This is a genomic window from Streptomyces sp. NPDC004667 (assembly GCF_040609475.1).
In the GTDB taxonomy this organism is placed as follows: Bacteria; Actinomycetota; Actinomycetes; order Streptomycetales; family Streptomycetaceae; genus Streptomyces.
In genome coordinates this window covers 43,252-64,361 of sequence record NZ_JBEXKC010000041.1, presented here as the reverse complement: position 1 = coordinate 64,361, position 21,110 = coordinate 43,252, and the positions used below count along the sequence as shown (strand labels likewise).

14 protein-coding genes are annotated in these 21,110 nt (G+C 73.9%); 5 read left to right on the top strand and 9 right to left on the bottom strand.

Translation table 11 applies throughout. From position 1 onward, the window contains the following. Nucleotides 1-15: 15 nt before the first annotated feature. From ABZW32_RS22815 to ABZW32_RS22805, 3 genes are read left to right on the top strand one after another with little or no spacing between them, the layout of a single operon-like run. Nucleotides 16-1,344 (top strand): hypothetical protein, encoded by a 1,329-nt coding sequence (locus ABZW32_RS22815; RefSeq protein WP_356218522.1) that lies wholly within the window; start codon nucleotides 16-18, stop codon nucleotides 1,342-1,344. Further along, complete coding sequence (gene eccCa / locus ABZW32_RS22810) at nucleotides 1,341-5,351, top strand: type VII secretion protein EccCa (RefSeq protein WP_356218520.1); 4,011 nt, start codon at nucleotides 1,341-1,343, stop codon at nucleotides 5,349-5,351. Before ABZW32_RS22815 ends, eccCa begins: the two co-directional genes overlap by 4 nt. A 4-nt stretch (nucleotides 5,352-5,355) precedes the next feature. Beyond that, nucleotides 5,356-6,753, top strand: coding sequence for a DUF6177 family protein (locus ABZW32_RS22805; protein WP_356218518.1), 1,398 nt, complete (start codon nucleotides 5,356-5,358; stop codon nucleotides 6,751-6,753). A 58-nt stretch (nucleotides 6,754-6,811) separates the two neighbouring features. Here the strand turns inward: ABZW32_RS22805 and ABZW32_RS22800 are convergent, their stop codons facing one another. After that, a complete protein-coding gene (locus tag ABZW32_RS22800) occupies nucleotides 6,812-7,480 on the bottom strand; it encodes a response regulator transcription factor (protein WP_030236908.1) in 669 nt (222 codons plus the stop codon). Nucleotides 7,481-7,497: 17 nt separating this feature from the next. Then, nucleotides 7,498-8,709: a sensor histidine kinase gene (locus ABZW32_RS22795; protein ID WP_356218516.1), complete on the bottom strand. Its 1,212-nt coding sequence runs from the start codon at nucleotides 8,707-8,709 to the stop codon at nucleotides 7,498-7,500. 107 nt (nucleotides 8,710-8,816) lie between these two features. Here ABZW32_RS22795 and ABZW32_RS22790 point away from each other — a divergent pair, with 107 nt between their 5' ends. Then, complete coding sequence (locus tag ABZW32_RS22790) at nucleotides 8,817-9,818, top strand: SAM-dependent methyltransferase (protein ID WP_356218514.1); 1,002 nt, start codon at nucleotides 8,817-8,819, stop codon at nucleotides 9,816-9,818. On the opposite strand, the gene ABZW32_RS22785 is transcribed toward ABZW32_RS22790, so the two are convergent. The 5 genes from ABZW32_RS22785 to ABZW32_RS22765 form a co-directional block, all read right to left on the bottom strand. Next, the gene (locus ABZW32_RS22785) at nucleotides 9,815-10,918 is read right to left on the bottom strand and encodes an NlpC/P60 family protein (RefSeq protein ID WP_356218512.1); all 1,104 of its coding nucleotides are present in this window, start codon (nucleotides 10,916-10,918) and stop codon (nucleotides 9,815-9,817) included. The two genes, ABZW32_RS22790 and ABZW32_RS22785, sit on opposite strands and share 4 nt — an antisense overlap. A gap of 45 nt (nucleotides 10,919-10,963) precedes the next feature. After that, nucleotides 10,964-11,446, bottom strand: a complete 483-nt coding sequence (locus tag ABZW32_RS22780) for a poly-gamma-glutamate biosynthesis protein PgsC/CapC (RefSeq protein ID WP_030236898.1) — start codon at nucleotides 11,444-11,446, stop codon at nucleotides 10,964-10,966. After that, a complete protein-coding gene (gene pgsB, locus ABZW32_RS22775) occupies nucleotides 11,443-13,269 on the bottom strand; it encodes a poly-gamma-glutamate synthase PgsB (RefSeq protein WP_356218510.1) in 1,827 nt (608 codons plus the stop codon). Before pgsB ends, ABZW32_RS22780 begins: the two co-directional genes overlap by 4 nt. A gap of 6 nt (nucleotides 13,270-13,275) precedes the next feature. Next, entirely contained in the window at nucleotides 13,276-15,525 is a 2,250-nt protein-coding gene (locus ABZW32_RS22770) for a cache and HAMP domain-containing protein (RefSeq protein ID WP_356218537.1), read from the bottom strand. 113 nt (nucleotides 15,526-15,638) lie between these two features. Continuing rightward, a complete protein-coding gene (locus ABZW32_RS22765) occupies nucleotides 15,639-16,889 on the bottom strand; it encodes a CapA family protein (RefSeq protein WP_356218508.1) in 1,251 nt (416 codons plus the stop codon). Nucleotides 16,890-17,146: 257 nt separating this feature from the next. On the opposite strand from ABZW32_RS22765, the gene ABZW32_RS22760 reads away from it, so the two are divergent. Then, nucleotides 17,147-17,980, top strand: coding sequence for a hypothetical protein (locus ABZW32_RS22760; protein WP_356218506.1), 834 nt, complete (start codon nucleotides 17,147-17,149; stop codon nucleotides 17,978-17,980). A 157-nt stretch (nucleotides 17,981-18,137) separates the two neighbouring features. Here the strand turns inward: ABZW32_RS22760 and ABZW32_RS22755 are convergent, their stop codons facing one another. Together ABZW32_RS22755 and ABZW32_RS22750 are read right to left on the bottom strand one after the other, a co-directional pair. Beyond that, a complete protein-coding gene (locus tag ABZW32_RS22755; protein ID WP_356218504.1) occupies nucleotides 18,138-19,691 on the bottom strand; it encodes a M28 family metallopeptidase in 1,554 nt (517 codons plus the stop codon). A 159-nt stretch (nucleotides 19,692-19,850) separates the two neighbouring features. Beyond that, the gene (locus ABZW32_RS22750; protein ID WP_356218502.1) at nucleotides 19,851-20,975 is read right to left on the bottom strand and encodes a DUF5937 family protein; all 1,125 of its coding nucleotides are present in this window, start codon (nucleotides 20,973-20,975) and stop codon (nucleotides 19,851-19,853) included. Between the last annotated feature and the right edge of the window lie 135 nt (nucleotides 20,976-21,110).

Below are 21,110 nucleotides of genomic sequence, written 5' to 3'. Positions count from 1 at the left end.
TCAGACATGTCAGACATGAGCCAGAGCCGGCGTGACGACTGGCAGGCCGGGGTCCTCGGTGAACTGACGGGCGCGCCGAGTGCTGCCGCGCGGGCCGGGGAACCGGGCACGGGCCAGGGCCAGGGCCAGGGCCCGTCCACCCCCGCCCACTCCCCGATACCGCACCACCCCGGCAACGCCGCCCCGGCACAGCCCACCGCCCCCGACCGTTTCCCGGCCCCCTCGGCGCAGGCCGAGGACCGGGGCCGCTTCCCCGGCGCCCCCGGCGGGCAGCCGCAGGCCGAGGACCGGGGCCGGTTCACCGGCGCCCCCGGTGCGCCGGCCGGGACCGGGGGCCGGGGGCAGGTGCCGCAGGGCGGTGCCCCGTACCCCTACCCGGCGTCCGCCCCGGCAGGGGCCCCGCAGGGCATCCGCGCCCCCGAGACCGTCCCCGTCCCCGCCACCGGGGCCGCCGGCCGGCCCCGGCACGGGGACCCCGCGGGGCGGCGCGCGCTGCGCGCGCTGCGCGGGGCGCTCGGGTCCTCCGCCGCGCGGGCCGTCGCCATCGAGACGGGCCTGGCCACCCAGGTGCAGCAGCCCGTCACCACCGGCCGCCAGATCGTGGTGACCAGCATCCGCGGCGGCTCCGGCAAGACCACCGTCACCGCGCTCCTCAGCCGCACGTACAACCACTACCGCCACGACCCGGTGCTCACGCTGGAGGCCGACGCCGCCCTCGGCACCCTCCCCGTCCGGCTCGGGGTCGAGTCCCTGCGCTGGACCTGCGGCGACGTCGCCCAGATCGTCCGCCCCTCCATGCAGCTCACCGACATCACCGGCTACCTCGTCCCGCTCGCCGACGGCGGCTGGCTGCTGCCCGGCAGCCAGGGCCGCATCGGCGCCCAGGTCGACGTCGCCACGTACCGGACCGTGATGGTCGCCCTGCGCCGCTACTTCGGCGTCACCGTCGTCGACTGCGAGACCCTCCCCGGCGAGGTGGCCCGCACGGCCCTCGACACCGCGCACGCCCGCGTGCTCACCACCCCCGCCACCGCCGAGGGCCTCGTCTCCACCCACGCCGTCCTCGACTGGCTGGCCTCCCTCCCCGTGCCCGTGCTGCCCCGGACCGTCGTCGTGCTCACCTGCCAGTCCCCGCACCCGGCCGTCGACCTCGGCAAGGCCGCCGAGAAACTGCGCGCCACCGGCGCCGGGGTCGTCGTCCTCCCCTACGACCGCCACCTCGCCTCCGGCGGCGCCGTCCGCACCGAACTCCTCGGCGCCGAGACCCGGCAGGCGGCCGTACGGCTCGCCGCGGACGTACTCCAGCGCGCCCTCGCGCTCCCGGCGGCCGGTGCGGCCCGGTGACCCAGCAGCTCGTCCACCGGCCCGCCCGGGGCACCCTGCCCCCCGCCCCCGCCGAACCGCACACCGTCGAGGCTCCGCCCAACCTCCCCGAAGGCAAGATCGGCAGCCCGGCCACCGCCCTCCTGCCGATGGCCGGCGTGATGGGCTCGGTCGTGATGATGACCGTCATCCGCAACAGCCAGTTCGCCGCCGTCGGCGCGATGGTGCTGGTCGTCGCGCTGGTCGGCGCCATCGCCATGTTCTGGTCCCAGCGCGGCAAGGCCCAGCGCACCCGCCGCTCCCAGCGCGAGCGCTACCTGGAGTACCTGGAGGAGCAGCGCGAGGAACTCGGCGCCCGCGAGAAGCGGCTCCGCGAGGAGGCCCGCCGCCTCAACCCGCCGCCGGAGGCCCTCTACGACCTCGTGCGCGACCCGGCCCGGCTGTGGGAACGCCGCCGCAGCGACCCCGACTTCCTGTGCCCGCGCCTGGGCACCGGCGAGGTCGCCGTCCAGCCGCTCGCCCTCGGCGCGGGCGCCGGAGGCGTCCTCACCCCGCCCGACCGGTTCATGCTCAACGAGGCCGGCGCCCTCATGGCCCGCTTCGCCCGCGCCAGCGACTTCCCGCTGACCGTGCCCCTCGACCGGGCCGGCAACATCAGCGTCGTCGGCGACCGCGAAGGCGTCCTGCGCGTCGCCCGCGCCCTGCTCGTCCACACCGCGGTCCTGCACGCCCCCGACGACGTCGCGATCGCCCTCGGCGTCCCCGGCGACCGGCTCGACACGGACTGGGAATGGGCCAAGTGGCTCCCGCACGTCCTGGACCCGCAGGAACAGGACGGACCGGTCGCCGCCCGGCGGATCGCCCCCAGCCTGCCGCAGCTCGCCGAGGTCCTCGCCCCCGAGCTGCGCCGCCGCGCCTCCTACGCGGCCGAGGTGCGCCGGGGCCTGTCCGACCGGCGCGCGCTGGCCCTCGCGGGCCGGCTCCTCGTCGTCAGCGACGAGTACGGGGACAACGCCGTCGAACTGCCCCGCCCCGACACGGCGGTGGGCCTCGCCGACATGAACACCACCGTGCTCCACCTGCTCGCCGAGCAGGTCCACGAGCCCGACGAGGTGACCATACGGATCACCGTGGACGGCCCCCACGTCACCGTCCGGGACCTGCGCACCCCCCAGGCCCCCGCCGCCGAGGGCCTCTGCGATCAGCTCGGCCCCGCCACCGCCGAGGGCCTCGCCCGGATGCTCGCCCCGCTGCGGCTGTCCGCCGAGTCCGTCGCCGAGGGCACCCCCGTCTCGGGACCCGTCGACTTCATGGGCCTGCTCGGCATCGACGACCCCGCCGCCCTCGACGTGGCACGCATGTGGGCGCCGCGCGGCGAGCGGGACTTCCTGCGCGTCCCGATCGGCATCGACGACCGGCACGGCCCCGTCCTGCTGGACCTCAAGGAGTCCTCCCAGCTCGGCATGGGCCCGCACGGGCTGTGCGTCGGCGCGACGGGCTCCGGCAAGAGCGAGCTGCTCCGTACGCTCGTCCTCGCCCTGGTCGCCACGCACGCGCCGGAGGACCTCGCGATGGTCCTCGTCGACTACAAGGGCGGCGCCACCTTCGCACCCTTCGAGAAGCTCCCGCACGTCGCCGGGGTCATCACCAACCTGGAGAACCAGGCCGGACTCGTCGAACGCGTCCACACCAGCCTCGCGGGCGAGGTCAAGCGCCGCCAGCAGGTCCTCAAGGACGCCGGCCACGTCGCCGACATCGGGCACTACGCCGTCCTGCGCGCCGAGAACCCCGAACTGGAGCCGCTGCCGCACCTGTTCGTCGTCATCGACGAGTTCGGTGAACTCCTCACCGCCAAGCCGGACTTCATCGACCTGTTCCTGTCCATCGGCCGCATCGGCCGCTCCATCGGCGTGCACCTGCTGCTGTCCAGCCAGCGCATCGAGGGCGGCAAGCTCAAGGGCCTGGACACCTACCTGTCCTACCGGCTCGGCCTGCGCACCTTCTCCGCAGACGAGTCGCGCACCGTCCTCGACACCACCGACGCCTTCATGCTGCCGCCGCTGCCCGGCTTCGGCTACCTCAAGGTGGACACCTCCACCTACACCCGCTTCAAGGCCGGTTACGTCTCCGGCCGCTACCGGGGCCCGGCCGGCGACCGCGACCGCGCCGGGGAAGGCCCCCTCGCCCTGCCCTACCCGGCCTTCAACACCCTCCGCGACAGCACCGGTCCCGCCGAAGCCGCCGAGGAGAAGCCCACCGCCACCGCCCGCGAGACCGGCCCCAGCGTGCTCGGCGTCATCGTCGACCAGCTCGCCGACGCCGCCCCGCCCGTACGCCGCATCTGGCTCCCGCCGCTGCCCGACGCCGTCTCCCTCGACGCCGCCGCCGGACCGCTGTCCGTCACCGACCGCGGACTGCGCCTCGGCGACGCCGACCGCCCCCCGCTGCGGGTACCGCTCGGTGTCCTCGACGACCCGGCCCGCCAGTGGCGCGGACCCTGGGAGCTGGACCTGAAGGTGGCCGGCGGGCACACCGCCGTCACCGGCGGACCCCAGTCCGGCAAGACCACCCTGCTGCGCACCATCGCCCTGTCCCTCGCGCTCACCCACACCCCGCAGGAGGTCGCCGTCTACGGCCTCGACCTCGCCGGGGGCGGGCTCGCCGCGCTCGCCGGACTCCCGCACGTCGGCGGGATCGCCGGCCGGGCCGACCGGGAACGGGCCGCCCGCACCGTCGCGGAGGTGCGGGGCATGCTCGCCGCCCGCGAGGCGCTCTTCCGCGAGTACTCCATCGACTCCGTCGACCAGCTGCGGCGCCTGCGCTCCCGAGGCGGACTGCCCGAGCTGGCCTCCACCGACATCGTCCTGCTCGTCGACGGGTACGGGGCCCTGCGCGAGGAGTTCTCCGAACTCGACGACGCCGTCACCGACCTCCTCAAGCGGGGCGGCGGCTACGGCATCCACGTCGTCGCGGGCATGCTGCGCTGGAACGACGTCCGGATCGCCAACCAGTCCCTCTTCGGCAGCCGCGTCGAACTGCGCCTGGGCGACGCCTCCGACTCGGCCATCGACCGCAAACTGTCCGAGACCATCTCCCCGGAGACCCCCGGCCGCGTCCTGACCGACGGCAAGCTCTTCGCGCAGACCGCCCTGCCGCGCATCGACTCCCGGGCCGGGACCACCGACCTGGCCGCCGCCCTGGAGGAGGCCGCCGCCACCGTCCGCGCCACCTGGCACGGCGACATCGCCTCCCCCGTACGGGTCCTGCCCGCCCGGCTGCCCGCCGACCGGCTCCCCTCGGCCGACGAGGAGCCGCACCGGATCCCCATCGGCGTGGACCAGGACGTCCTCGCGCCCGTCCTGCTCGACCTCTTCGGGCAGGACCAGCACCTGCTGATCCTCGGCGACAACGAATGCGGCAAGACCAACCTCCTCTCCCTCGTCGCACGCCAGCTCATCGCGCGCCACGGGGAGGAGGAGCTGGTCTTCGCCGTCTACGACCCCCGGCGCGGGCTGCGCGGAGTCGTCCCCGAGCCCTACCGCGGCGGCTACGCCCACAACGCGAAGATCGCCGGCGCGCTGTCGGCCGGCATCGCCAAGGAACTCGACAAGCGGCTCCCCGAGGACGGCATGGACCCCGACGCCGACCCGGGCGAGGGCCCCGGCTTCACCGGCCCGCGCATCGTGGTCCTCGTCGACGACTACGACATCCTCACCACCGCCGGACAGCAGCCGCTCCAGGCCTTCGTGCCCTACCTGCCGTCCGCCCAGGACATCGGGCTGCACTTCGTGATCGCCCGGCGCGTCGCAGGCTCCTCCCGGGCCCTGTACGAACCGCTGCTCACCACCCTGCGGGAGTCCGGCACGACCGCGCTCGTCATGAACGGCGAACGCTCCGAGGGCCAGCTCTTCCCGCAGCTCTACGCGAGCGCGCAGCCGCCGGGCCGCGGCACGCTCGTCCGGCGCGGCCGGCCGCACCAGACCGTGCAGACCGCGCTGGCCGCCCCCCTCACCCAGGAAGCACCCTGACACCGTGACCAAGGACGTCATCGCCCTCACCCCCAAGATGCCCGACACCGCCGCGCTGCTCGTGGCCCTCGCGGGCGGCGGCACCGAGCTCGACGCGGCCTCCGCCGCCGACGGGGCCGTGATCCAGCTGCTGGGCGCGGGCGGCCGGCCCCTGGTCTCGGTCGAAGCACCGGTGCTGGTCCAGGTCCCGGGCGAGACCGAACGGCTCCTCGGCACTCCCGCGCGGGTCCCCGTCTGGTGGACGGAGACCCGTGCCTCCACCGCCGTCCCCGAGGCGGCCGACCTCGCCGGCGCCGTCGCCGGGCGGCTCGCCGAGGTCCTCGGCGGCGCCGTCTGGCCCCCGGGCGCGGGCCGGGTCACCGCCGTCCCCGTCACCTCCGAGGCCTCCGCGGCGCCCGCGCCCGTGGGGGCCCTGCCCACCGTCGACGTGGTCACCGAGTCCACCGCCGTCGTCCTCGCGGACCGGCCCGTGATCCCGCTGACGGCCTGGCTCTCCGACGTCCTGCGCACCACCGCCGGCTTCGGCGCGGCCCTGCACATCGTCACCCCCGCCCACTGCCGGCTCAGCCTGCCGCTGCGCACCGTGCTGAGCGGCGCACCGAACCGGTGGGTGGTCCAGGACCCGGAGTGCGGCTACTACGACGGCCTCTCCGGGGCGGTGCTGAGCTGGCAGGACGGCACCTTCGCCCCCACCCGCGACGCCGACGGGCAGCCCCGGGCGGCCGCCGCCTTCGTGCGGGCCGACGAGGCGGAAGCGGGCGGACACCGGCTGACGGTGCAGTTCCGCACGGAGCACCCGGCCGAAGGGGAACTGCTGCTCGGCCGCTCCGTGGAGGCCGCCTGGCGGGCCCTGACCGGGGGGCCGCCCGCCGGCTGGGGCACCGCCGAGCCGGTGAACCTGCCCTGGTCGCCCCGGCAGCTGACCGACCTCGCGCGCGGCCGGGCGCCGGAGCCGACCCTGCTCACGGTGGTGGGCGCGGACGCGCTGGCCGTCGTACGGGTGACCCGCACGGCGGCCGGGGTCGAGGAGGACGTCACCCTGACCCTGGGGTACGGCCCCGCCGACCCGGCGCCGCTGGACGCCCTCGCGGGGCTGGCCGGCACGCTGGCCGACGGGCACGGCCTGGTCAGCATGCTCGCCTCCGTCGGGCCGGGCCGCCGGGACCTGAGCGTGACCCCGCACTTCGGCCGGCCCCCGCTGCCGGTGTCGTTCACCCTGGGCGGGGCGGGCGTCGCCGAGGCCACCCTGACCCACGCCCGGCGCCCGCCGCTGGCCCTGCGCCCGTCCACGATCGGCCCCGCCCGCCGTCCGGGCCTGCACTACGCCCTGGGCGACGGCACCGACCCGGCGGCCTGGGACACCCTGTCCACCCTCATGACCCACCTGGGCACCACGGTCTGACGGCCACCGCGCGGGGCGGCCGCCGGACCGGGACCCGCCGGACCGGGACCCGCCGGTGCTACAGGCCGCCCGCGCGGACCAGGCCCGTCTCGTAGGCCAGGACCACGACCTGGACCCGGTCGCGCAGGCCCAGCTTCGTCAGGATGCGGCCCACATGGGTCTTCACGGTGGCCTCCGAGAGCACCAGCCGCCCCGCGATCTCGCCGTTCGACAGGCCCTGGGCCACCAGCAGCATGACCTCGCGCTCGCGGTCCGTCAGCCGGTCGATCTCCTTGTTCCGCGGCTCCTGCGTCGTCGTCGGCAGCATCGGCGCGAACCGGTCCAGCAGCCGCCGCGTGGTGGACGGGGCCACCACCGCGTCCCCGCTGTGCACGGAGCGGATCGCCGCCAGCAGCTCAGCCGGCGGGACGTCCTTCAGCATGAAGCCGCTCGCCCCCGCCTTCAGCCCGGAGAACGCGTACTCGTCCAGGTCGAAGGTGGTCAGGATGATCACCTTCGGGTGTTCCTCCGGCTCACAGATCCGCCGCGTCGCCTCGACCCCGTCGAGCCGCGGCATGCGCACGTCCATCAGCACCACGTCCACTTTCGTGGCCCGCAGCACCTCCAGCGCCTCCAGGCCGTCCCCCGCCTCGGCGACGACCTCCATGTCCGGCTGGGCGGCGAGCACCATCCGGAAACCCGTGCGCAGCAGCACCTGGTCGTCGACGAGCATCACGCGAATGGACATCAGTTACCTCGACCTCGTCATCTCTTCTTGAGCGGGAGCAGCGCGCTGATACGGAAGCCTCCGCCCGGCCGCGGGCCCGCGTCCAGGGTTCCTCCGACCATACCGATGCGTTCCCGCATGCCGATCAGGCCGTGTCCGGCTCCGTCGGCGCCGCCGTCCTCGTACAGTTCGTGCGCCGCGCCCCGCCCGTCGTCCTCGACCAGCAGGCCGAGCCCGTCGTCGAAGTAGACCAGCCGTACGCTCGCCCGTGCGTCCGGGCCGCCGTGCTTGCGCGTGTTCGTCAGCGCCTCCTGCACGATCCGGTACGCGGTCAGCTCCACGCCGGTGGGCAGCCTGCGCGGCGTGCCCTCGACCTCGAACTCCACCGTCAGTCCGGCCGCCCGCACCTGCTCGACCAGCACCTCGATCTGCTCGACGTCCGGCTGCGGCACGTAGTCCTCCGACTCCTGCGGCTCGCCGGTGCGCAGCACGCCCAGCAGCCGCCGCATCTCGGCGAGCGCCTGGCGGCCGGTCCCCGAGATGGTCTGGAGGGCCTCCTTGGCCTGCTCCGGCGCCGCGTCCATGACGTACGCGGCCCCGTCGGCCTGGACGACCATCACCGACACGTTGTGCGCGACGACGTCGTGCAGCTCGCGGGCGATCCGGGCGCGCTCGGCGGCCACCGCCACCTTGGCCTGGGCCTCGCGCTCCTTCTCCAGGCGCTGGTTCCGCTCGACGAGCTGCGCGTAGTAGGCGCGGCGGGTGCGCAGCGAGTCGCCCAGCACCCAGGCGAGGGCGAAGGGGACCATCATGAACAGGGTGAACAGGACGGCCTCGGCGCCGCTGGGTCCCTTGTCCACGCCGAACCGCGCGAAGTAGAGCGGGGAGGCGAGCAGTCCCATGCCCAGTGCGGTGCGCGAGATCCAGCGCGGGACGTCGCCGGCGGCCACGGTGAAGAGGACCACCAGCATCGCGAAGTCGAAGAGGTTCGCCGTCGGGCCCAGCACCAGCTGCCACGCGCCCGCCCCGACCGTCAGCCAGAACATCGCCACGGTCCACTTGCGGCGCAGCGCGACGGCGGTGCACAACGCGATGACGCACGGCACGGCCAGCAGCCGGTGCAGGGTGCTCGTGCCGGCCACTCCGGAGTCGTCCGCGACGATCAGCATCGACAGCCCGAAGAGGAGGACGGCCCAGAAGCTGTCGACGCTCGTCGGGTGTCGGCGGATGAAGTCGTAGAGGCGTTGCACGTAACCCAGAGTAGGGACAGGAGATAGGTGCTGGAGTCAACCACAGGTGCGATCCCTGTGACGGGGGCGTACTCCCCAAGGTGGAGGGTGACCTTACCCTTTGTGGGATGAGCGCTCAGGGCGGAGTCGGGGGACCGGTGCGGTGGCGGGCCGCCATGGAGGCCGCGCTGTACGGTCCGGGCGGGTTCTACGTGCGTCCCGGCGGTCCCGGGCCCGCCGGGCACTTCCGCACCTCCGTGCACGCCTCGCCCCTCTACGCGGGGGCCGTGGCCCGGCTGCTGCGCACGGTCGACGGGGCGCTCGGGCACCCGGACCGGCTCGACCTGGTCGACGTCGGCGCGGGGCGCGGCGAGCTGCTGACCGGGGTGCTGGCGGCGCTGCCCCCCGGGGTGGCCGGGCGGGTGCGGCCGTACGCGGTGGAGCGCGCGGCGGAGCCGGCGGGGCTGGACCCGCGGATCCGCTGGGTGGCGGAGCCCCCAGAAGGGACGACGGGCCTGCTGTTCGCCAACGAGTGGCTGGACAACGTCCCCCTCGACGTCGTGGAGGACGGCCGCTACGTCCTGGTCGACCCCGACGGTACGGAGACCCCCGGCGGCCCCCTCGACCCGGCGGACCGGGCCTGGCTGGAGCGGTGGTGGCCCGGCGCGGCGGCGGGGGAGGAGGGCAGGGCGGAGATCGGCCGGGCCCGTGACGAGGCCTGGGCGGCGGCCGTCGCCACCCTGGAGCGGGGCCTGGCGGTGGCGGTGGACTACGCCCACACCCGCGGGGCCCGGCCCCCGTTCGGCACCCTGACCGGGTTCCGGGAGGGCCGGGAGGTGGCGCCGGTCCCGGACGGCGGCTGCGACGTCACCGCGCACGTGGCGCTCGACGCCTGCGCGGGGCCGGGGGCGGCCCTGCTCACCCAGCGGGAGGCGCTGACGGCCCTCGGCGTCCCGTGCGGCCGCCCGCCGCTGGCCCTGGCCTCCACCGACCCGGCGGCGTACGTCCGGGCCCTGTCGGCGGCGGGCGAGGCGGCGGAGCTCACGGCCCGGGGCGGCCTGGGCGACTTCGGCTGGCTGGTGCAGCCGGTCGGGATCCCGCCGTGGCCGCCCGTGGCCGGGGACCGTTAGAGCCTCTTCACGCTGCGCAGGGTGGTCGCGTAGTAGCCGTTGCCGTCGAGGCGCGAGGCGCCGCCCTTGTCGCCGATGGTCGGGCCGTTGGCCTCTTCGCGGCTGGAGATGAAGATGTTGTGGCCGTCGGAGTCGGTGCCCAGGTAGATGCCCGTGTGGTCGAGGCGGTCCTTGGTGCGGGCGTCGAGCTTGAAGAACAGCAGGTCGCCGGGCTGGATCACGTCGATCGACGTGGGCCGGTGCTCGGGGCCGATCCCCTTGAGCGGGATGACGTCCGCGCCCAGCGCGGAGCGGGCGATGCCGTTCGCGGTGCGCGGCAGGCCGGCGCCGGGGGTGTCGTCGGGCATCAGGGGGTAGCGGGCCCGGTAGCCGAAGACGGTGCGCACGAAGCCCGAGCAGTCGATCGCCCGGTAGCGGGCCGGCTGCGGCTGCTTGGTGACGCCGTTGCGGAAGGTGTACGGCTTGCCGAGGTAGTCGTAGAAGTCGGACTGCTCCAGGCGCAGGTCGTTGCCCTCGGAACCGGTGGGGTTGAGCGGCCCGAAGGAGGCGTCGCCGGCGAAGGGGGTGCCCTGGGCGTCCTTCTTGACCGGGGCCTTGTCGACGTACTGGAAGGCCGTCGCGAAGACGTCGTCCTCGCTGCTCCCGTAGTACTTCTTGAACCAGTCCTTGAACCACTGCTGGTTCTCGGCTCCCTGCTTCCACGCCTCGGGCATCAGCCGGACCCAGTTCTCGGTGACGACCCGGGACGCGGTGTTGGCGGGCTCGCCGAAGGTGCGGCTGGGGCCGGTGAGGGTGGCGGTGCGGGCGCCGTCGGTGAAGGTGCCGAGGACCTGTCCACTGCCGTCGCGCAGCACCGACCGGGCGGGGCTCTGGAGGCGTTCCCACTTCTGGGCCCCGTTCGAGCCCGCCGTGATGCCGCCCGCGCCGTTCCGGTCGGCGACGACGTGCACGGCGGGGGTCTTGGCCTGCTCCTCGGTGCGCAGCGCGTAGGTGAAGTAGGCGCTGCCGGCCAGCAGCGCGAGCACGGTGACCGTGTGCAGCGCGGAGCGGGTGCCGCTCTTCTTCTTCGGCTTCTTCGACTTCTTCGACGGGGCGGTCATGCGGGAGGCTCCGGGGCGGTGGGTGGAGGGTGGAGTTGCGGGGCGTCAGGCGCTGGGCATGACGCCGAGCAGGATCCCGGCGGTCAGGACGACGTACGTCATGAGCGTGGCGCTGCCGGTGGCGAGCAGGGTGGCGCCCTTGGGCTGGCGGACCAGCTGGTAGGCGATCAGGCCCGGGACGATGAAGCCGAGGGTCTGGTTCGCGTACAGGAGCGGGAACTCCATCTGGAGCACGATCACCACGGTGGCCTGGAGCAGGACGCCGATGAGGACGACGGCGGCGAAGAGGCGCTTGCCGTAGAGGATGACGAACTTCTGCGTGAGCAGGGTCAGGACGTACGTCATCACGGTGATGCCGACCACGAGGGCGGCGCGCTGGAGGTCCTCGATGAGGGTGAGCGCGAGCCAGCCCGGGGTGATCATGCCGCCGGGGGAGAGGTTGGTCGTGAGGTAGCAGAGCAGGGAGAACAGCAGGCCCAGCGCGATGCCGATCGCGGCGATCTCGGGGGTGAGGACGGCGGGGATCAACGGGGCTCTCCTGGGTGGGCGTTCGGGGGGACCTGCGGCGCCTGCTGCGGCCAGGCCGGGACCGGCGTGGCGGCGCCGATGCCGTAGGGGTCGGGCGCGGGCCGCGGGGGCCGCGGCTGCGGCGGCCGCCCTTGCGGCGGCCGCCCTTGCGGGGGTCCTCCGTGCGGGGGCTGCGGCGGGGGCTGCTGCCCGTACGCGGCGCGCGCGTACTGCTGCCCGACGGAGGGCCCCGGGTACGGCTGCTGCCCGTACGGGGCCCCCGGGTGGGGCTGCTCCTGCGGGTACGGGCCCTGGGCATGCGGATGCGGGTACGGGCCCTGGGCGTGCGGAGGCTGCGGGTGGGGCTGCTCCTGCGGGTACGGGCCCTGGGCGTGCGGATGCGGGTACGGGCCCTGGGCGTGCGGAGGCTGCGGGTGGGGCTGCTGCGGGTGTCCGGCACCCGCGTACGGGGGCTGCTGCGGGTGCGGGGTGCCCGCGTACGGGTCCTGGCCGTACGGGCCCCGGTGGTGCGGATCCTGGTCGTACGGGCCTTGGCCGTACGGGTCCTGGCCGTACGGGTCCTCCGCGTACGGGTCGAGCGGGCGCGTGAAGACGGGGGCGGGCTCCTGCGCCCCCTCCTCGGCGTCCCGTTCCGGCTCGGACTCGTCCGGCGGGAGTTCCGCGAGGTGCTCCAGCAGGATCTCGCCCTGCCCGTGGATGTTGCCGATGGCCACCAGCGAGGAGCTCTCCCCGAGGTGTCCCAGCAGCTCGTGCATGAACTCCTCGCCGTCGCGCTGGTCACCGCCGAGGTCGACGGCGCGGTCGCGCCACTCGGCCGGGATCGCGTCGATGGCGCTCTTCGCGGGGTGCCCGATCACGAACACCCGGTCCGGCTGGAGTTCGGGGACGATCGAGCCCATCTGGCCGTTGCGCTCGACCCGGTCGGGCCGGCAGTTGATCACCACGTTCAGCGGGCGGTCCACCGCACCCAGGTCCAGCAGCTGGTTGATGTTCATCAGCGTGGACTCGGGGTCGTTCGCCGCGAAGACGTTCGCGAAGCGCAGCCGCTTGCCGCCCGGCGCCAGGTACCGCTCGACCGACAGCACGCCCGGGTCCGGCGGGGCCTCGTACATGCCCTTCAGGGCCGTCGCCCGGTCGACGCCGAGGAGTTCGGCGACGGTGAGGGCGATGGCCACGTTCTCCTTGAAGGTGAACCAGCTGAACCCGCGCAGCTCCTCGTCGGAGACGGTGTCCGGGTCGGCGTAGACCAGCGTGCAGTCCCGGGCGTCGGCCTCCTCCTGGAGCACGTCGAACCGTTCCTTCTCGGCGGTGACGCAGATCCCGCCGTGCGGCATCGAGCGCGACAGGGAGCGGGCGATGTCGTCGAGGGTCGGGCCCATTTCGGCGACGTGGTCCTCGCGGACGTTGCACAGGACGCCGATGGTCGACTGGATCAGCTTCGACTGGTTGATCTCCTGGAGCGCCGGCATGACCGCCATGCACTCCATGACCAGCGCGTCCGGCCGGTAGGCGGCGGCCCGCCGCACGATGCCGATCTGCTCGACGACGTTGGCGATGCCGAACTTGCGGTAGACCGGCTCCTCGGTGGCGTCGGGGTGGATGAACCGGGCGGCCGTTCCGGTGGTCTTGGCGACCGTCGTCAGGCCGCCGCCGCGCAGCGCGCCCGCGCACAGCCGGGTGATGGAGCTCTTGCCGCGGATGCCGTTCACGAGCACCCGGTTCGGTATCCGGTCCAGGTTGGAGAAGTGCCGGCGCTGCTCGACGATGCCCGCGACCAGCATGATCAGGCAGCAGACGAGCAGCACGCAGTAGAGGAAGAGCACGGGGGATCAGTTCTTTCCGGCCGGCGCGGACGGCTGTCCGGCGGCCTGCTTGCGCTGCTGCTGTCGCTGCTGGAGCTGCTGCCGGATGATCTCCAGGCTGCGGGTGACGGCGCCGACCTCGTCGTGGTGGCGCGGGTAGAGGACCGTGCGCCGGTCGCCGTCGGCGAGGGCCTCGGCGCGCCGGGCCAGTTCGCGCAGCGGCGCGATCACGATGATCTGGAGCCAGCCCAGGCAGGCCGCGCCGACCGCGAAGCCGAGGAGCCCGGCGAGGACGGTGCGGTTCTGCAGGCTGTACTCCTGGATGGCCAGGCCCTTGGCGGACTGCCAGCTGACCACGGTCCACTTCAGGTCCCCGGCCGCGCCGCCGCCGGAGAACGGCGCGGCGGCGGCGATGACGTGGTCGCCGCCGCTGCGGTAGAGGACGCTGCCGGGCCGGGGGGCCATGCCGACCTTGAGGGCGGAGCCGTCGACGAGTGCGTCGAGGCGTGCCTCGTCGAGCTTCTGGAAGGCGCGGTAGCCGCCGTTGGAGGCGATGATCCGGTGCTTGGCGTCGACGACGCGGATCTCCCCGAGGCCGGGCCGCTTGAGGAGGGAGTTGAGGAAGTCGATGCGCAGCTCGCCGACGACGGCCGTGCCCGCCTTGCCGGGGACCGGTGCCGTCGCGACGATCACGGGGCTCTTGCCGCTGTCGTCGAGGGCCACCGGATCCTTGCGGGGCCCCTTGCCGTCGGCGGCCTTCGGGGTGCCGCCCGCCCGGGCGAGGATCTTGCCGGCGGGGTCCAGGACGTAGAGGGACTGGTAGCGCGCGTGTTCGTCGGCGGTGCGCTCCAGGACCGCGCTCATGTGCTCGGGGGCGGTGTCGCCGTCCATCGACGAGGCCACGGACAGCAGGTCGGCCTGGCCCTCGTTCAGGGCGCGGCGGACCCGGTCGTTGAGGGTGTCGGTGCGCTCGCGCTGGTCGTTGACCAGCTGCTGGGGTACGACGACGGCGTCCCCGGCCCGGTTGACGAGCAGGCCCAGCGGGAGGCACCACGCGAGGAGCAGGACCGCGCACAGGGCGAGGAGCGTACGGGCGCCCGTACGGCGTTTGCGGCGGGCCCGGGCGGGTGACGCGGCGGGCTCGGCCGGGGCGCCGTCGCGCAGCTGGAGGCGCAGTCGTTCCAGGGCGGCGGCGATCCGGGTGGCCTCGGCGCCGCGGGGGACGGCCACGGGGCGGGTGAGGTCGCCCCGGGTGAGGCGGCGGCTGTCGAGGAAGAGGGCGATCAGCGGGCGCTGCACGGTGGCGACGAGCAGGGCCACGACGAGGGCGCCGACCAGGAGCAGCGCGCCGGCCAGGACCATTCCGGCGAAGGCGTCGGAGGTGCGGGCCGGGTTCTGCGGCACGTTGACCATGGCGACGACGGTGAGGTCCAGGCTGGTGGCGGTGGTGCCGACGCCCGCCTCGGAGCCGGCGAGGCCCGCGTAACCGGCGGCGGCGCGGTCCCCGCCGGACTCGCCGCCCAGCAGGCTGCCGCTGACCCCGGGGAAGCCGCCGGAGCCGGGCTCCTTGGCGGTGAGGGGGTTGGCGCGGGTCTTCCTGGCGGCCGCCTTGGCGAAGGAGGCCAGCTGTTTGGTGTCGCGTTTGATGTCGGCGCGCTGGGTCTCGGCGACCATCTCGGGCTCGGGGATGCCGTCGCTGCTCAGGACGGCGCCGTCGGAGCCGACGACGGCGATGGAGCGGAACCTGCCGAGGCTGATGCCGGGGAAGCGCAGGCTGCTGGAGGCCACCAGCAGCTGCTGGGGCTGGTCCTTCCAGGTGAGCAGGGAGAGGGTCAGCAGCCGGGTCTCGCCGCCGGGCATCTTGACCATGCGGGGGGCCAGGCCGTCGGCGCCGGAGAGCTTCGTGCGGTCGACGGCGGTCAGCGGGAGGTTCTCGCCTCGGGCGGCGAGCAGCCGGCCGGAACCGATCTCGACGACGGCGGTGCCGCGCCACTTCTGGTAGACGCTGCCGATGCGGTCGAGTACCGCGTCGGGGGCGACGGGCTTGCCGGTGGAGAAGAGCGCAGCGGCCCGGTCGAGGTCGGTGACGCTCTCGTCCAGGGAGGCGCGCAGGGCGATCGCGCCGTCCTCGGCGAAGTGCTGCTGCGAGGTGAGCACGGCCTCGGGCAGCCGGTCCTCGTGGACGGTGCCGAGGCTGAACGCCGTGAATCCCGCCAGGGCGAGCAGCAGCACCGACAGCACGGTGATCGGGGGCCTGATGCCACCGAGGAGTGACATGTCGGCCCTGCGGCGGGCCTTGCGCCGCCGCGTGGTGCGCGAAGCGGCCACAGCGGGGTCCTTCCTGGAGCGGGGGGAGGTGCGGGAGGGGTGGGGCGGGGGGACGTACGGGGTCAGTCCGGCAGCTCCCGCAGGGCGCGCAGCCCGTCCTTGGCGGCGCCGCGGTTGAGCAGGGTGCCCTGGGTGCGTTCGAAGGCCAGCCGGTAGCGGGCGCGCTGCTGCGGCAGGAGCCGCGCGTCGCCGCGCAGGGCCTCGGCGACGTCGACCAGGCGGTGGTCGCGCACGGGCTGCACGGCGGCCGGGTCGGCGCCGGGGGCGGCCTCCGGGTCGGGCGGGATGTCGGTGAAGGTGGGTACGTAGCTGGCCCGCACGTCCCAGGCGCCGCCGCGTTCGGTGAACTCGAACCAGCCGATGGCGCCCTCCTCGGTCAGTCCGCCGGGCACGTCGTGGCGGGCGAGCTGGTTGCCGAGCCCGTAGGCGATCCAGGTGCCGCCGATCTTCTCCATCGGCTGGACGACGTGGCTGTGGTGGCCGATGACCAGGTTGATCCCGGTCTCGCGGGCGATCCGGCGGGCCAGGTCCAGCTGCTGGTTGCTCGGGTCGGGCTGGTGCTCGCGGCCCCAGTGGATGGAGAGGACGACCACGTCGGCGCCGGCCGCGCGGGCCTTCTTCTCGGCGGCGGCGATGGCCTTGAAGCTGGTCAGGTTCGCCAGCCAGGGCTTGTCCGGGGGGAGCTCGCGCCCGTTGAAACCGAAGGCGAAGGAGATCTGGGCGACCTTGACGCCCTTGACGTCCAGGATCAGGGGGGTGTCCGCCTCGGCCTGGCTGCGGGCGGAGCCGGTGTGGCGCAGGCCTTCGCGGTCGAGGGTGTCGAGGGTGCCGTAGACCCCTTCGGGGCCGTGGTCGAGGGTGTGGTTGGAGGCCGTCGAGCAGGTGTCGTAGCCGATGGCCTTGACCGTCTTGGCGATCTGCGGCGGGACGAGGAAGTCGGGGTAGGCCCGGAAGGGGCCGGCGGGGCTGCCGAGGACCGCCTCCATGTGGCAGATCCCGAGGTCGGCCCGGCTGATGACCGGCTTGACCCCCGCCATGATCCGGTCGAAGTCGTAGCCCTGGTGGCCGGCGGCCCGCGCGTCCCGGGCGGCCTGTTCGGTCAGCTGGGGGTGGATGAGGATGTCGCCCGCGGCGGCCACGGTGAAGGAACGGCCCCCGCCCTTGCCGCCCGTGCCGCCGGCGGCGCCGCCGCCCGCAGGGCCGCCCGCCGGGCCGCCGAGGAGACCGCAGCCCGCGAGCGAGAGGCTCAGCGGGAGGGCCAGCAGCGCGGCGCGCCTCCGGGGGGAGGCCGGGCGGACGGGGGTGAATTTCACTCAGCTATTTTCGGCCAGTGACGACTGCGAGATTCACAAAAAACGTAACGATTGTTGCGATCATGTGCGTGGCGATCATGGCTGGGGTCGCTTATGTCGCTTTCGTACCTTCTTATGTGGCCGAAAAGAGGGCCGCATCCATCCCTTCCCCTGTGGTCCCGGACACGGGGCTGCTGGAGAGGGTGACCCGATTCACCTCCGAATTCGGAGTGACGGGCGGCTATCGCGTACCGACGCGGGCGGAACGGGACGCCGTCATGGAAGGGGTATCAGCCCTTTTCGACGGTAATGTCGATAAAGCGCGTACCCGGCTCGCCGATGTGGACTACCGCCTCGACACCTTCACCGACGGACCGGACGGCCGCCGCTTCGCCGAGGTCGCCGACGCGGCCGCCCGCCCCGGATCCGCGAACCGCGGCTGGGGCCGCGTCTACGTCGACCTCGGCGCGCCCCCGCGCTGGTCGGTCCAGGTCCCGCACCCCATCGCCGACCAGGACACCGAACGCCTCGGCGCGCAGGTGCTGCGCGGCGCCCCCGGCGGGGTCATGGTCCTTGCCGGGGCCCACCGCAAGGCGGGCTCCGGATCCGGCTCCGACTCCGGAGCCGACGCGGGCGGGGCCGAGGAGGAGGACACCGCCGCCTCCGGGGACGTGGCCGACATGGCCCACCGCACCGACTCCGTCTTCCACGCCGTCGTCACCGAGCTCACCCGCCGCGGCCTGCCCGGCATCCAGCTCCACGGGTTCGCCGACTCCTCCGCCCCCGCCGCCGGAGCCGTCGTCTCCACCGGGTCCGGCAACACGGCCGCCGCCGACGCGGAGCGGCTCGCCGCGCGGCTGGAGGGCCACGGGATCAGGCCGTGCCGGGCCTGGGCCGCGAACTGCCGCCTCTCGGGGCGCAACAACGAGCAGGGCCGACTGGCGGCCGAACGGGGAACCCGTTTCCTCCACCTCGAACTGGCCCGCTCGGTGCGGGCCGACGCGGGCCGGCTGGCCGAGGTCGCCGGGGCGGTCGCGGCCGTCACCCAGGGGTGGGCGGGCGAGGCGCCGAGGGCCCCGGACGCGGCGGGGGCCGCCACCCCGACGGGATGACGGCCCCTGCGCTGCGCGGCTGCGCTGCGCTGTGCTCGTACTGGCGGGCTCGTGCTGCCGGGCCGGGCCGGGCCGGGCTGAGCTGCCGGGCCGGGCTGGGCTGAGCCGCCGGGTCTAGCCGGGCCGCCCGCCGGGCCGGGCCGAGCCGCCGTGCGGCCTACTGCGTGACGTCGTGGTCGTGACCCGGGCGCAGACCGCCGCCGTTGCCCGAGCCGGTGCTCGGCTTGGGGGTGACCGGCTGCGTCAGCGGGGCCAGGTCGTAGGCGTAGTGGCCGACCGCGTTCGCGATGACGTCGACGTTGATGTCGAGCGCCTTCTGGTCGATGTTGGTGATGTCGTCGCCCTTGCCGTGGTAGTTCACGTCGTAGGCGACACCCGCCTGACCGCCGAACTTCGCGGCCTGCTCCGGGGTCTTGATGCCCTCGGCGCCCGTGTCCGTACCGCCGGAGGGGATCCCCGCCTCGATGAACGGGCCGTAGTCCGAGCGGCCGGTGAAGTCACTGCCCTCGTGCGGGATCTTCTGCGCGTCGAGGAAGTCGGTGATCTGCTTCTCCAGCTGCGCCGAACCCTCCGGGCCGGGGCCCGAGCCGACCTTGTCGGAGTCGTCGCCGTCGTAGACGAAGTAGGCGGCGTTCGGCGAGGCGATCATGTCGAAGTTCAGGTACAGCTTGATCTGCTTCTTCTGTTCCGGCGTCAGCGAGGCGACGTACGCCTCCGAGCCGAGCAGGCCGAACTCCTCCGCCGACCACCAGGCGAACTTGACCTTGTTCTTGATCTTCTTCTGCTCGCTCGCGAGGCGCTGCGCGACCTGGAGGATGCCCGCCGAGCCGGAGCCGTTGTCGTTGATGCCGGGACCGGCCGCCACCGAGTCCAGGTGCGCGCCGAGGAAGACGGTGTTGTTCTCGTCGCCGCCCTGCGTCTCCGCGACCACGTTGAAGGTCTTGCGGTTCTCGCGCAGCTCGCGGATGTCCAGGGTGAGCGAGACCGGACCGGCCGCCGCCTCGGCCGCCAGCTTCTCGCCCTCCTCCTGGGAGACGCCGCCGGTGGGGACCTTGCCCGCGTTGGCGTCGCCGAGGGTGCCGTTCAGGGCGCCCGCCGTGTTGTTGTAGATGACCGTGCCCACCGCGCCGGCCGCCGCCGCGTTCGCCTGCTTCACCGCGAAGGTGCAGCCGCCGCGCTTGACCAGCGCGATCCTGCCCGTGAAGGTGCCGGCCGCGAAGTCGCCGGGCTCGCAGCCGTTGCTGCCGTCGGCGTCGACCGGGGCGACCGCGAGCTGCGCGGTGACGCCCTCGGCCGGACCGCTGGCCGTGTACGTCATCAGCTTGATCGGGACGTCACGGCCGGCCGCGCCGTTGACCTTCAGCTTCTCGGAGATCGTCTCGACGTACACGAAGTCGAACTCGTTGCGCGTGACCTTGTACCCGGCCGCCTTGAGCACGGCCTCGACGTACTGGGCGGACTGGACGTGCCCCTTCGAACCGGCGACGCGGGTGCCCTTGTTGTAGTCGGCGATCGACTGGAGGACCTTCAGGTGGTTGTTGGCGCCCTTGCCGGTCGCCTCCTTGACCAGCTTCCTGGCCAGCGCGTCACCCCTGGCGGCATCGCTCTGCGGGCTCGCGGTGGCACCGGCCGGGCCGGCGAGGAGGAGCGGCGAGACGAGGGCCGCGGCCGCCAGTGCGGCGGTTGCTGCGGCTATACGGCGAGAGGGCATGAAGGTCCTTTCACGGCACGCGGGGCAATGGGGTGGGTGGTGGACGCACGTTAGGCACCAACAGGCCCCTGTCGCCAGGGTTTTCACTGCTTCCGGTTTGTGAAATCCGCATATCGGTGACTCTGCGCCGTCGAAATCCGGCCATCGTCCGAAGAGTGGTCAGCGGAGAATGCCCTCGATGAAATCGGAACCTATTCGAGCGACCACGGACAGATCCAACTGATGCTGCACATAACGGCCTTGGCGGCGGGCGTGCAGCAGTCCGGCCTTCTTCAGCACCGCCAGGTGCCGGGACACCTCCGGCGGGGTGATCCCGTAGACCCGCGCCAGCTCGGTCGTCGTGTACGGGGCCCGCGCCAGGCTGCGGCACAGCATCATCCGCACCGGGTGCGCCAGCGCCTCCATCCGGCGGGCGAGCAGCTCCACCGAGCCCGGCTCGGGGGCCAGTCCGGGCGAGTTCAGCGGATAGTGCACCACCGGGCGCCAGCCGGGCGCGTGCAGGACCAGCAGGTGCGGCCAGCCGAAGTTCGTCGGCACGAACAGCAGCCCGGGACCGACCCGCGGATCGGTGGCCGTGGCCTGGCCGTTGACCATCTTGTCGGCGGTGATCGTGGTCAGCCCCCCGTCCACGCTCAGCGCCCCGGACACCTCCCGCAGCGCCGCCGGCAGCCCCTTGTGGCGCAGCACCTCCGCCTTGTGCCGGGCGTCCGCCGCCTGCCGCGGCTCGATCCGCCGCCAGGTCTCGGCGAAGAAGGCCTCGTCGCAGTCCTCCAGGAGCCGGCGCAGCCAGACCCGGACGGAGCGGGTGTCGTCCAGCAGCCGGATGGAGAAGTCCAGCTGACGGGGGCCGCGCGCGGCAGCCGCCTCCAGCGCCTTGGCCCGCGCGCCCGGGTCCTTCAGCGGGGAGGGCCCGCCGCCCTCGTTGTAGAGCGCGAGCCAGCAGTGCTCCAGGGCGGCCATCACGAACCGCTCGTCGTCCATCCGGTCGAGGATGTCCAGGTCCTCGGCCAGGGTGGCTCCGGGGCGGCCCGAACCGCCGGGGATCCCGGCGAAGGCCATGAAGATGTCGGAGAACGAACTGCGCCACATGAACTCGGCTTCGATCAGCCGCTCCGCCAGGCAGGGATCGAGCGAGGCTCTGGTGGAGTTCGTCCAGGAATGGAGCTCGGGGTGGTGCGCGGGCTGCGACAGCGCGTGCAGGGCCATACAGAGCTCGGCGAGCGGAGCCGGCGCGAAACCGATCCGCTCCGCGGGGAGCCCGGCTATGTCGATCGTGACGCTCATCGCCCCATTCTGGCCCCGGACGGGCCCGCGCGGGAGCCGGGAGCACGCACCCCGCCCCGTCCGTCCGGGTGACGGGCGGGGGAGCTCCGGCGCAGGTGGGAGGCCTCGATTGACGGTCGGCGTCAATCGTCGTGC

What these genes read in the sequence shown, in the direction of transcription:
- ABZW32_RS22815 (WP_356218522.1), top strand. Translation starts at nt 16, where the DNA reads ATGAGCCAGAGCCGGCGTGACGACTGGCAGGCCGGGGTCCTCGGTGAA.
- ABZW32_RS22800 (WP_030236908.1), bottom strand. Translation starts at nt 7,480, where the DNA reads ATGTCCATTCGCGTGATGCTCGTCGACGACCAGGTGCTGCTGCGCACG.
- ABZW32_RS22790 (WP_356218514.1), top strand. Translation starts at nt 8,817, where the DNA reads ATGAGCGCTCAGGGCGGAGTCGGGGGACCGGTGCGGTGGCGGGCCGCC.
- ABZW32_RS22785 (WP_356218512.1), bottom strand. Translation starts at nt 10,918, where the DNA reads ATGACCGCCCCGTCGAAGAAGTCGAAGAAGCCGAAGAAGAAGAGCGGC.
- ABZW32_RS22770 (WP_356218537.1), bottom strand. Translation starts at nt 15,525, where the DNA reads ATGTCACTCCTCGGTGGCATCAGGCCCCCGATCACCGTGCTGTCGGTG.
- ABZW32_RS22760 (WP_356218506.1), top strand. Translation starts at nt 17,147, where the DNA reads ATGGAAGGGGTATCAGCCCTTTTCGACGGTAATGTCGATAAAGCGCGT.
- ABZW32_RS22755 (WP_356218504.1), bottom strand. Translation starts at nt 19,691, where the DNA reads ATGCCCTCTCGCCGTATAGCCGCAGCAACCGCCGCACTGGCGGCCGCG.
- ABZW32_RS22750 (WP_356218502.1), bottom strand. Translation starts at nt 20,975, where the DNA reads ATGAGCGTCACGATCGACATAGCCGGGCTCCCCGCGGAGCGGATCGGT.